This window comes from Hahella sp. NBU794 (assembly GCF_050749805.1).
GTDB lineage: Bacteria > Pseudomonadota > Gammaproteobacteria > Pseudomonadales > Oleiphilaceae > Hahella.
In genome coordinates, this window is record NZ_CP192738.1 from 900,360 (window position 1) to 912,040 (window position 11,681).

General features: G+C 55.9%; 9 protein-coding genes. 6 read left to right on the forward strand and 3 right to left on the reverse strand.

The window, feature by feature from the left end; translation table 11 throughout:
• Window positions 1–141: 141 nt before the first annotated feature.
• Genes ACQYWX_RS04060 through ACQYWX_RS04080 form a run of 5 tightly spaced genes read left to right on the forward strand, consistent with a single transcriptional unit; the run spans window position 142 to window position 9,213 of the window.
• Window positions 142–3,420 carry a DUF2126 domain-containing protein gene (locus tag ACQYWX_RS04060; protein WP_431687976.1) on the forward strand — a complete coding sequence of 1,093 codons (3,279 nt, stop codon included), beginning with the start codon at window positions 142–144 and terminating at the stop codon, window positions 3,418–3,420.
• A gap of 3 nt (window positions 3,421–3,423) precedes the next feature.
• Window positions 3,424–5,919: a circularly permuted type 2 ATP-grasp protein gene (locus ACQYWX_RS04065; protein ID WP_431687977.1), complete on the forward strand. Its 2,496-nt coding sequence runs from the start codon at window positions 3,424–3,426 to the stop codon at window positions 5,917–5,919.
• 16 nt (window positions 5,920–5,935) lie between these two features.
• Complete coding sequence (locus ACQYWX_RS04070) at window positions 5,936–6,832, forward strand: transglutaminase family protein (protein ID WP_431687978.1); 897 nt, start codon at window positions 5,936–5,938, stop codon at window positions 6,830–6,832.
• On the forward strand, window positions 6,807–8,258 hold the full coding sequence (locus ACQYWX_RS04075; protein WP_216736493.1) for a circularly permuted type 2 ATP-grasp protein: 1,452 nt from the start codon (window positions 6,807–6,809) through the stop codon (window positions 8,256–8,258). Before ACQYWX_RS04070 ends, ACQYWX_RS04075 begins: the two co-directional genes overlap by 26 nt.
• 1 nt (window position 8,259) lies before the next feature.
• On the forward strand, window positions 8,260–9,213 hold the full coding sequence (locus ACQYWX_RS04080) for an alpha-E domain-containing protein (RefSeq protein WP_216736494.1): 954 nt from the start codon (window positions 8,260–8,262) through the stop codon (window positions 9,211–9,213).
• 20 nt (window positions 9,214–9,233) lie between these two features.
• Here ACQYWX_RS04080 and ACQYWX_RS04085 read toward each other — a convergent pair whose 3' ends face one another.
• From ACQYWX_RS04085 to ACQYWX_RS04095, 3 genes are all read right to left on the reverse strand, one after another.
• Window positions 9,234–9,557, reverse strand: a complete 324-nt coding sequence (locus tag ACQYWX_RS04085) for a hypothetical protein (protein ID WP_127968558.1) — start codon at window positions 9,555–9,557, stop codon at window positions 9,234–9,236.
• Between the two features lie 122 nt (window positions 9,558–9,679).
• Window positions 9,680–10,372 (reverse strand): PspA/IM30 family protein, encoded by a 693-nt coding sequence (locus ACQYWX_RS04090; RefSeq protein WP_431687979.1) that lies wholly within the window; start codon window positions 10,370–10,372, stop codon window positions 9,680–9,682.
• Window positions 10,373–10,389: 17 nt separating this feature from the next.
• Entirely contained in the window at window positions 10,390–10,797 is a 408-nt protein-coding gene (locus ACQYWX_RS04095; protein WP_127968560.1) for a YjfI family protein, read from the reverse strand.
• Window positions 10,798–11,002: 205 nt separating this feature from the next.
• Here ACQYWX_RS04095 and ACQYWX_RS04100 point away from each other — a divergent pair, with 205 nt between their 5' ends.
• Window positions 11,003–11,632 carry a hypothetical protein gene (locus tag ACQYWX_RS04100; RefSeq protein WP_279504318.1) on the forward strand — a complete coding sequence of 210 codons (630 nt, stop codon included), beginning with the start codon at window positions 11,003–11,005 and terminating at the stop codon, window positions 11,630–11,632.
• Window positions 11,633–11,681: the final 49 nt, after the last annotated feature.

An 11,681-nucleotide genomic window follows, 5' to 3' on the forward strand; every position in this document is an offset into this window, starting at 1 on the left:
GATAAGATGAATTAACGTATTCCTTGACCGGACGGTCGCCTCCTATCCTTGTTGCGGAGCAAGGGAGCTAGCGAGAGTCAGTAAAGGATGCGTCATAACAATGCAGGCGCTTACCGACGATGACTAAGCAAGGGGGTTGCTATGAGTATTCTGGTAGGGATCAGACATCGAACGACATACACCTATGACCGACTGGTCAGTCTGTCTCCACACACTGTCCGACTTCGTCCCGCTCCGCACTGCCGCACGCCGATTATCAGTTACAGTCTGAACATTCATCCCAAACCGCACTTCATTAACTGGCTGCAGGACCCTTTCTCCAACTACGTTGCGAGGCTGGTTTTTCCAGAGAAGACGTCCAAGCTGGAAGTGGATGTGGATCTGGTGGCGGACTTAACCGCCTATAACCCTTTCGACTTTTTCGTTGAAAGCTTCGCGGAACATTACCCTTTCCAATACCCGGATAAACTGAAAGCCCAATTGGAGCCTTTTCTTGCGACGCAAGAGTGGGGGCCTCGCTTTGAGTCTTATTTAAAGTCGCTGCCCCGGAAGAAAAAGCCGATCAATGATTTTCTGGTCGAGCTGAATCAGACCCTTTGTAAAGACATCCAATACAATATCCGTATGGAGCCGGGAGTGCAGACTCCAGAGCATACGCTGGAGATAAAGCGGGGCTCCTGCCGGGACACCGCCTGGCTGATGATCCAGTTGTCGCGGCGGATGGGGTTGGCGGCGCGGTTTGTATCCGGTTATCTGGTGCAATTGACGCCGGACCAGAAATCGTTGGACGGTCCCAGCGGGCCGGAGAATGACTTCACCGACTTACACGCCTGGTGCGAAATCTTTGTTCCCGGCGCGGGCTGGTTGGGGCTGGACCCAACCTCCGGCTTATTCGCCGCGGAGGGACATATTCCACTCACCTGTACTCCCAATCCGGAAGAAGCGGCGCCTATCCTGGGGTCTGTGGATGAAGCGGAAGTTGAATTCAGTTTCTTCAACCAGGTGACCCGAATAAAAGAAGATCCACGCGTTACCAGGCCCTTTACTGAGCGGGAGTGGGAAGACATTGACGCCCTGGGTCAACATATCGATGAGACGCTGACTCGTAATGACGTGCGTCTGACGATGGGCGGCGAACCGACATTCGTTTCCATCGACGATATGCAGTCGGCGCAATGGAACACGGATGCAGATGGGCCGGAAAAGCGGCGTCTGGCTTTTGACCTGTCCCTGCGGCTTAAAAAGCAGTACGCGGAAAACGGCTTTATGCATTACGGTCAGGGCAAATGGTATCCCGGGGAGCCGCTGCCGCGCTGGCAGTACGCCCTGTATTGGCGCAAAGACGGCGCGCCCCTGTGGCAGGGACCGGAAGATGCGCTGAGCCACGACGCCAAGCCGGATGACGCGCGTGCGCTCATGGCGGCTTTCTGCCAGGAAATGGGGCTGTCCGACAGTGCGGTGCAACCTTGTTACGAAGACCCTTTCTACTACATGTGGCGTCATGCTCAACTGCCGGCGGGAGACGGTCCGCACGGAGATCATGAGGAGCTGGCGCGCCGCACTTTGGCGCAGGTCATGCAACGGGGACTGAATCAGACGGTGGGTTATTGTTTGCCAATCGGTCTGAATCAGGTGACAGGCGTTTGGCGCACTTGTTTCTGGCGCTTTTTACAGGGGGCGTTGTATCTGAGCCCCGGTAATTCTCCTCTTGGTTTCAGACTGCCCTTGGCGAGTCTTTCGTCCCATGAACTCAGCGACGAATACGAAGTGCATGAACGTGACCCTTTCGCTCCGTTGCCGCAGGAAATAAGGCCGCTCGCAAAAGCTGAAAGCCGTCCACTGGCGGAGATGGTCATCCATACCGCAATGTGCACGGAAGTTCGCGACGGCTATCTACACGCCTTTATGCCTCCGGTCAGTACGCTGGAGGAATATGTTACGTTGCTGGATGCCCTGTCCCGGGCGGCGACCAAGATCAAGCGCCCGGTGCGTATCGAGGGCTATCCTCCGCCTCATGATGTCCGACTGGTGAAAATGGTGGTGGCGCCGGACCCAGGGGTGATTGAAGTGAATATTCAACCCGCCTCGAGTTGGAATGAGCTTAAGCAGATTACGGAAACGCTTTACCACGAAGCGCGCCTGAGCCGCCTTGGAACGGAAAAGTTCATGTTGGACGGTCGGCACAGCGGCACCGGCGGCGGCAACCATGTGACGCTGGGCGGGCCTACGGCGGCGGACAGTCCGCTGCTGCGGCGTCCTGACCTGCTGCGCAGTCTGATTACGTTCTGGCAGCATCATCCAAGTCTGTCTTACCTGTTCAGCGGCATGTTCATCGGCCCCACCAGCCAGGCGCCGCGTCTGGACGAGGGGCGGGTGGAGCGGATATACGAGATGGAGATCGCTTTCTCTCATATGCCGGCGGGAGACGTGCCGCAACCCTGGCTGGTGGACCGGCTGCTCCGCCACCTACTGACTGACCTGACCGGCAACACCCATCGCAGTGAATTCTGCATCGATAAACTGTATTCCCCGGACAGCAGCACTGGTCGCCTTGGCATTCTTGAGTTTCGCTCTTTTGAAATGCCGCCTCATGCGCGCATGAGCCTAGCGCAAATGCTTCTGCTAAGGGCCTGTGTGGCTCTGTTTTGGGAGCGTCCCTACAAGCATAAGTTGATTGAATGGGGACACAGCTTGCATGACCGTTTTATGTTGCCTCACTTCCTGTGGCGGGATCTGACGGATGTGCTGCAGTTTCTGGCGGACAATGGCTACCCCTTTAAATCTCAATGGTATGAGTCTTTTCTAGAGTTTCGGTGTCCACGTGTCGGAACCATGGAGCTTGAGGGCGTTGAACTGGAGCTGCGGCATGCGCTGGAGCCCTGGTTTGTGCTGGGTGAAGAGGCCGCGGCAGGGGGAACGGCGCGCTACGTGGACTCCAGTATGGAGCGGCTGCAGGTCAAGCTGAGACTGGCGACGCCGGAGCGTCACGTGTTGACCTGCAATGGGCGTGTCGTCCCTATGTCTCCAGGCGGAGAGGAGGGCTGTTTTGTCGCTGGGGTGCGTTATCGGGCTTGGCAGCCTTGGTCTGCGTTGCATCCCACCATTGGCGTTCACTCGCCGCTGGTGTTTGATATTTTCGATACCTGGAACGGCCGCAGCCTGGGTGGATGCACGTACCACGTCATGCATCCGGGGGGCCGTAGTTACGAGCATTTCCCGGTCAATGCGCTGGAAGCGGAAGCGCGTCGCATCAGTCGTTTTGAGGATATTGGCCACACCCATGGCCCTCTGATTGCGCCGCCAGTCGTCAATGGCGGCGGGCGCTTTTATCCTCGTCGCGAGCCTCGCGTCGGCGCTGCGCCGCCCCGGCCCAAGCCCAACGCCAGCTATCCCTTAACCTTGGATTTACGCTACGATTAAGCTATGTCAGAAAACATAGCGCCTTCTACGCAGCCCAGTCTGGATCTGACTGGGTTGCCATATTCCCCCCTCGCCACCGCATTCGATGAAATGCTGGGTTCCGGCGGCGAGGCGCGTCCTCACTGGCGCGCCTTTGCAGAATATTTTTCTCGGGTATCCCGGGACGATCTTGGGCAATTGCGTCGCGACACGCTGCGCCGTTTGAAAGAGCAGGGCGTCAACTACCACGTATATGACGACCCGCAGGGTATGCGTCGAACCTGGCAGTTGGACCCGCTGCCGATGGTGATGTCCGAAGCGGACTGGAACCCGATTGAAGCGGGATTACAGCAGCGGGCGCATTTGTACTCACGGGTGCTGGCGGATTTATTGGGACCGCAAACCTGTCTGAAGCAAGGGGTGTTGCCGCCGGAACTGGTGTTGCAGCATCCGGGGTTTTTGCGTTCGATGATGGGCTCCGCGGCGTTGCCGCTGAGTCTGTTCGCCGCGGATCTGGCCAGAGGCCCTGACGGCTCCTGGTGGGTGCTGGCGGATCGTACTCAGGGACCTTCCGGCGCCGGCTACGTTCTGGAAGCCAGAATGGTGACCAAGCGCGTTTTAAGTCAAAACGCCGTGGATTACGCCATCGCGCCGCTGGCGCAATTTTTCTATCACTTCAAACGTCATGTGGCGGCGCTGGCCCCGGACCAGCAAAAAGAGCCCACGATCGTGCTGTTGTCGCCGGGTATCGGCAACGAAGTGTATTTCGAACATGCTTATCTGGCGGCGCAACTGGGCATCACCTTAGTGCAGGGCGATGATCTGACGGTGCGTCAGGGTAAGGTCTACCTCAAAACCGTGGACGACTTGCAGCAGGTGGATGTCATTATCCGCCGGGTGGACGATGCTTTCTGCGATCCTCTGAACTTTCGCGCCGACTCCATGCTGGGCGTGCCGGGACTGGCGCAGGCGCAAGCGCTTGGGCGGGTGGGAATGGCCAACCCATTGGGCGGCGGCTTTCTGGAGTCGCCGGCGATGTTGCCGTTTCTTCCGGCGTTGTCGAAGCATTTCCTGGCGGAAGAACTCAAGCTGCCCAACGTGGCCACCTGGTGGTGCGGGCAAGAGAAAGAACTCAAACACGTCCTGCAGAATCTGGATGACTTGGTGATCAAGACGGTAGACCGCCACGCACTGGTGTGTTTCGGGCCCAAAATGAGCGCACGGGAACGCGACGCACTAAAACGGCGCATTCAGGCGGAGCCCTGGCGCTATGTTGGGCAGGAACTGCTGAGCTTTTCCACCACGCCGACCCTGGTCGGCTCCGAGATTCAGCCGAGACATCTGGTGCTGCGTGGATTCGCCGCCGGCGATGGCGAACAGTACGACGTCATGCCTGGAGGTCTGACACGGGTCTCTCCAGATGCGCATACCTTTCTGGTGTCCGGCCAATCTGGAGGATGGAGTAAGGACACATGGCTGCTGAAAAGTTCCGGCTCCATGCGCGATGTGCTGCGGCTGAGTCCAACCAAACAACGTCGTATCGCCTCCGCGGTGCTTACCAGCCGGGCGGCGGAAAACCTGTTCTGGCTGGCGCGCTATCTGGAGCGCACGGAATCCCTGCTACGCCATATTCGCGCTTATGTGCGACGCCTGGAAAATTATATCGACTATGGCTTCGATACGGATAAAGCCGTGTTGGAAGGCATGTTGCCGGCGGTGGAAGCGTTCTGCGCTCTTGGTCGCGAAGGCCTGCCTACCGTTGAGGATTTGAAACAGTATGTGCTGGACTCCACCCGCGTGGGAGGCGTCGCTTTCAATCTGCGCGGCGCTATCAACTCCGCCTACACCGTACGGGACCTGTGGTCCGGCGACTGCTGGCGCGCGGTGGAGGAGCTTGAGGAGTTGCTGGAGTACAGCGAAAAAAACCGCAGCGTGCTGGCGTTGGACCAGTTTATCCAGCCTTTTCTTACTGCTCTGTTGGCGTTTTTAGGGGCGAGTCAGGAGAGTCTGGCGTTGAACCAGGGAGGCCTCTGGTTGCAATTGGGGCGACGTCTGGAACGGGCGCAAAACACGCTATCCAGCACTCATAAAATCTGCGCGGAATTGAACGAAGACAACGAGGCGGGGCTGCGGGAAATGTTGCTCGAAGCCCATGACTGCCTGAGCAGCCATCGTCGCCGTTATGGCACTGAGTTGCCTTTTTACACGTTATGGAAACATTTACTACTGGAGCCTACTAACCCGCGCTCGTTGGTCTATGCTGTCAGTGAGCTGGAGCCCTTGCTGAGCTATCTGAACCCAACGCCGCAACAGGGACTCATCGGGCTCGAGAAGAACGTTCTGGCGATTCTTACGCCACTGCGACTGGCGGATGCAGTGGAGTGGCGCGACCTCGAATTGACTCAGACAGAGTTGGCTCCCTTTTTGCAAAACCTGACACAACAACTAAATCAGTTTGGTCTGAATATTGAGCACCAATACTTCAAGCACGCCCAACCCCTCACCCGATTCATGCGCTGACGGCGTATTGCTGAGGGTGAAGCACGAGACGGTCTACCGCTATCCGGGACCGGCCTCGCTCGCCTATAACGCCGCCTGGCTGGAGCCGTTGTCCGGCGACGGTCAGATGCGCATTGAGCATCGCTTGAAGGTAGACCCCAAGCCGCAATTCCAGAACCTGAGGACAGACGCCTTCGGTAATCAGATGCACTACTTTGAAGTGCATAAGCCGCATTCTGCGCTCAAAGTGGTGAGCGAGGCGATTGTGGAGCGTCGTCCGAGGCCGCATAACGAGGCCTGCGCGGCGCCATGGGAGCGTGCGCGCTACGCCGCGGCGTCTGCCCCGGCGGAACGCGCTGCGTTGTGCTCTTTCGCGTATCCGGACGCTTCGATTCCGATTATTGATGAAGTGATCGACTATACGTTGGTGAGCTTTCAAAAAGGGCGTGCGCTGAATGAAGCAGTGAAAGACTTCGCCGCCCGCATCTATCGGGATTTCAAATATACGTCCGGCGCCACGCAGGTGGACACCAGCGTTACCGAATTCTGGGAGTTGCGCAAAGGTGTCTGCCAGGACTTCGCCAATCTGGCGGTATTGGGATTGCGGGCCATCGGACTGGCGGCCGCTTACGTTAGCGGCTATGTGCTCACGCATCCTCCGGAAGGAGAGAAAAAGCGTCAGGGCGCGGACGCATCTCATGCCTGGTTTGCGGTGCATGCGCCGGGCTATGGTTGGATTCATGTGGACCCGACCAACAATATGTGGGTGGCGAAAGAGCATATCATCGTGGCGATAGGGCGGAATTACACCGACGTACCGCCGCTCAAGGGCGTTTGTTACGGAGGGGGCCAGCAGCAGCCTGAAGTTGCGGTAACCGTAGACATAATAAAACGAGAGGATCTCTTCCATGGGCATTCAATGGAAAGACTATAAATACCCGGAACTCTATGACGAATTGATTGACGGGAAAGGGAAGCCAAGGAAAGTGGCGGAAACATTGGCCAGGCATATGGCGGAAATGGAGGACGAGGAGCTGGATCGGCTGAAAAGCACTTCCGAACTGGCGATCAAGGAAATGGGCATTACCTTTACCGTCTACGATCAGGAAGGCGGCTCCATCGACCGACAGTGGCCATTCGACATTATCCCCAGAGTGATGAGCAAGAAAGAGTGGGATGTGGTCGACGCCGGACTCAAACAGCGCGTCAAAGCGCTCAACATGTTTATCGACGACATCTATCACGACCAGAAGATCGTCAAAGATAAAGTCTTCCCCAAAGAGCTGCTCAGCAAATCCAAGAATTTTCGTAAGCAATGCATTGGTGTGAGCCCGGCTCACGGCGTGTGGGCGCATATTTGCGGCTCGGATCTGGTGCGGCACTCCGATGGCCAGATATACGTGTTGGAGGACAACCTGCGGGTGCCGTCCGGCGTGTCCTATCTGCTGGAAAACCGGCAGGTCATGAAACGCGTATTCGCAGACCTTTTCGGCGACTTCAGCATCTTGCCGGTGGACGATTACCCCTCGCAGCTATTCGATACCCTGGCGGCGCTATCGCCGCGTCCGGCGGATTACCCCCAGGTCGTGGTGCTGACGCCGGGCATCTATAACTCCGCCTATTTTGAACACGCTTATCTCGCCCAGCAGATGGGCTGCGAGTTGGTGGAAGGCACGGATTTGGTGGTGACTGACGACGACTGCGTTTATATGAAAACCATATATGGCCTGGAGCGGGTTGATGTGATCTATCGTCGCGTGGACGATCTGTTTCTGGACCCGGAAGCCTTCAACCCTGACTCAGTGCTGGGCGTGCGCGGCCTGATGAGGGCTTGGCTGAAGGGCAATGTGGCGCTGGCCAACGCGCCGGGCGCGGGGGTGGCGGACGACAAAGTGGTGTATGCGTTTGTGCCGGACATGATCAAGTACTACCTGAGTGAGGAAATGATCCTGCCTAATGTACCCACTTATTTATGTATGAAAGACGAAGACCGCAAGTACGTGCTCTCTCATCTGGAGGAACTGGTGGTGAAACCCGCCAATGAATCCGGCGGCTACGGTATGCTGGTCGGCCCCAAATCCACCAAGAAAGAGCGGGAAAAGTTCGCGGAGCTGATTGAAGCCGATCCGCGTAACTATATCGCGCAGCCGACGCTGAATCTCAGCACCGCGCCTACGCTGGTGGACGGTAAGGTGGAGCCGCGACATCTGGACATGCGTCCTTTCATTCTTTCCAGCGATCAGATTTACGTGACCACCGGCGGACTGACCCGGGTAGCGTTGAGAAAAGGGTCGCTGGTGGTGAATTCCTCCCAGGGTGGGGGGAGTAAAGATACTTGGATCATAGACGAGGAGGCCTGAAATGCTCTCACGAGTAGCCGGAAACATATACTGGATGGCCCGGTATCTTGAGCGTGCGGAGGACATGGCGCGCCTGATCAACGTCAACGCCAACCTGACACTGGACTTGCCGAAAGGCTTGTCGCCAATCTGGGGACAGCTTATCGCCATCACCGGTGTGGGCGAACTCTATGAGGGCGAATTCGACGAACGCTCAGTCCTGAAATTCCTGATTGCAGAAAACAACAACCCGGTTTCCATCCTGTCCTGTATGGCTTATGCGCGGGAAAACGCCCGCACTATTCGCGATGTCATCCCCCGGGAAGTGTGGGAAGCCATCAACCGGGTTTATCTCTACGCCAAAGACCATGCGCAGCAGGCGCTGACCAAACGTGGACGTTATCCTTTCCTCTTTGAGATCATCAGTGAATGTCAGCATATAACCGGCATTCTGGCGGGCACGATGAACCACGATGCTGGGTATACTTTCCTGAAAGTGGGGCGGAATCTGGAGCGGGCGGATATGACCAGCCGCATTATCGACACCCGTTCCGCTAACTTGGTGCCGGACGCCATAGTGACCAAAGCCACTAACGATAACCTGCAATGGATGAGCGTGCTCAAGTCGCTGACCGGTTATCAAATGTATCGACGCGAGATGCAGGTGCGCATCCAGCGTCAGGAAGTGCTGAAATTCCTGATTCAGTCAAAAGTGTTTCCAAGGGCGATCGCCCATGCCATGTCGGAAGTTGAGAAATCGCTGGAGTCGCTGCCGAACCACGAAAAGGCGCAATTGGTAATTCATCGCATCAACCGGCAGATCGACAATGTGGAGATCGCCAAGCTGAAGCAGACGGAACTACAGAACTTTATGGATCAACTGCAGGTAGGGTTTGCGCAGACGCATGAGGAATTGAGTGTCGCCTATTTCGGCGGGCAGGTCAGCGCTCAGTCGCAAAGTCAGGACGCAGCCTGAGCGCTGCGCCCCATACAAAATCAATCTAATAGCGACTGCGCGAAGGCGATCAGCTCCTCCGCCGCTTTTTCCCGGATGGCCAGCGTGTCCTCCGGGTCAATGCCATATTTCTGCGCCAGCAGAGTGAAATCTTCCGAGCGCAAGGAAACGGTCAGGCGCGGGCGAATCGGCGTTTTGTTATAGGAGAGTCCCAGTATCTTGCGGATCATGTCCGGCGGATTCAGGTCCTGATCCAGCGCCGCCCGCTTCAACACTTGCTGCACCTCTTTGGATACGTCAAAAGCAAGTTGGGTGGCTCTTACCGCTTTTTGTTCTTCAAGCCAACGATCTTTACCTTTGTTCAACGTTATCTCCCGGCGCCGCTCCGGCCGTCTGGTCGCCTTTCATATGGTTTTCTCATTGATAGTAAAAAGCAGCCTGTTCGGGGCTGCGTAAATGTCATCAGAAATTTCCGTCGTAATTCAATTCAGGGCTTTTGCGCTTTCAGACGTTCAAGAATGTCGCGGGCGCTGCGTGAATCTCCCGTCAGACCGGCGGCTTCAAGACGCTTGGCTAATGGATCTTCATTGCGCTCCGCCAGCAGCTCTTCGCCGGCTTCTATCTGGTAATCCGTCATCTGCTGACTACGTTTGATGCGCTCCAGGGTTTCCCGCGCCGATCCCAGATTCGCGTTGTGGGCGGCGGCGTTGTCCGCAATCTGCAAGGTCGCCTTTTGCACTTTATCCGTTGTTTGCACGACGGCGAGATCGCGTTCGTTATCGGCGATTAACTTTTCGGCTTTTTGAATGTTGCTCTTGAGACGCTGGATCTGTTCGTTATAGCGCTGGCTGATCGTCAGCTGCTCATGCACGCTGGTCTCCAGCCTGGCGATGTGCTCCGCTGCTTGCAGGGCGAGGGCTTCGTCATTCTGGTTAAGCGCCGTCAGGGCTTCGGCTTCGCGTTTGGCGATATCCAGGCGCAGAGACTTGGTTGTGGCGTCAGCCTCCAGCTTATGGACCATGACATCCGTCAGACTGCGTTTGGCGTCTTCAATATGGCCTTTGGCGACCTCAATCTCTCTTTCGATGGCGCGTACGCCGTCCGCATCCATCACGGCCTCTCCCATTTCCCTCACGCCCCCGCGCAATGCGGTCAGTAGCTTTTCGATGATGCTGCTCATGGAACACCTCCGGTGATCTATTTCAAATACTCTTCAAAGGCCTGGAAACAATCGTTGGCGTTGCGGGCCAGCGTCACCAGCTCTTTCAGGACGTTTTCGAGAATGGATAGAGGCGACAAGGCGCCGTAAATGACGTAGAAGTCGTCGACAATGGCGAAAGCGCTAAGGGGCATCGGCAAGCTCATTTCCAGTAGCGATTCATTTAACTCCGCGAGACGGGATTCCAGCAGTTCGCCCTTGCGAAACAAATAGCTGATGCATAGGATTTGGGTCTCTGTAGCGGTCACGTATATCGGTAATGCATCCAGTTCCGACACTTGCACCTGCAGCACTTCCACTTCTCCCCTGATTGGGAGGCAGTCGAACGTGTGGCCTTCGTAGGCGGCGTCGGATAACTTGAGGGCTAAATCGTTAATTAAACTCACCGTTGTCTCCTCGCGACATAATATGTCCCGCGTCGATCCTAAAGCGCGCGCCATATCATGTCAATCTAAAAAAAGCGTCGGATTTACAGCTAAGCTTAATCGCTAAATGATTTGTTTGAAGGACGAAATTTTCTGTTGACATAATATGGCCGTCCTGAGTATTAATGACATAGTATGTCGTAAGAGGTGAGATATGGAAGCATACTTGGCAACAATTTTTTCGTTTCCGACTGTGGTTTTCACAGTCTTTTTAGGGATTGTCGTTTGCTATTGGATTCTCGCCATTATCGGCTTGCTTGACCTGGATCCTTTCGACTTGGATCTTGATCTGGATGTGGCCGACGCGCAGGGGCTGGCGGGACTCATGGTTACCCTCGGTTTAACCGGCGTTCCATTGCCCCTGGTGTTGAGTTTCCTGGCCATGTACGGCTGGGCTCTCACTTATTTCGTTTCTCTTTATATCCTGATTCCCATGTTTGGGGGCGTTATCCTCTACATCGCCGGCGCAGGCGTTATTGCTATCGCCTTTGGAATTTCGATCCTGTTGACGGCTAAGACCATACGTCCTTTGCGTCCTTTGTTTCGCAAAGCTTATGGTACGGCGAGCGCTAAAGTCATCGTCATCGGAAGAACCGGGACTGTGCGGTCAGGGAGCGTCAGTGAAACGTTTGGAGAAGCGGAAATAACCATCGACGGTGCGCATCTCATTCTGAAGGCCAGAGGTGAAGCGGGCTTGAATCTGAAGCGTGGAGATAAAGTCATATTCGTTAAATACCTGGAAGCGGAAAACGCCTATCAGGTGATGCCCGAAGAAGACTTTTTGGCGGACTCTTGATAGCCGCCGTTGCAATATTTCGAACTAATTAAATTCATAAATCAACTAG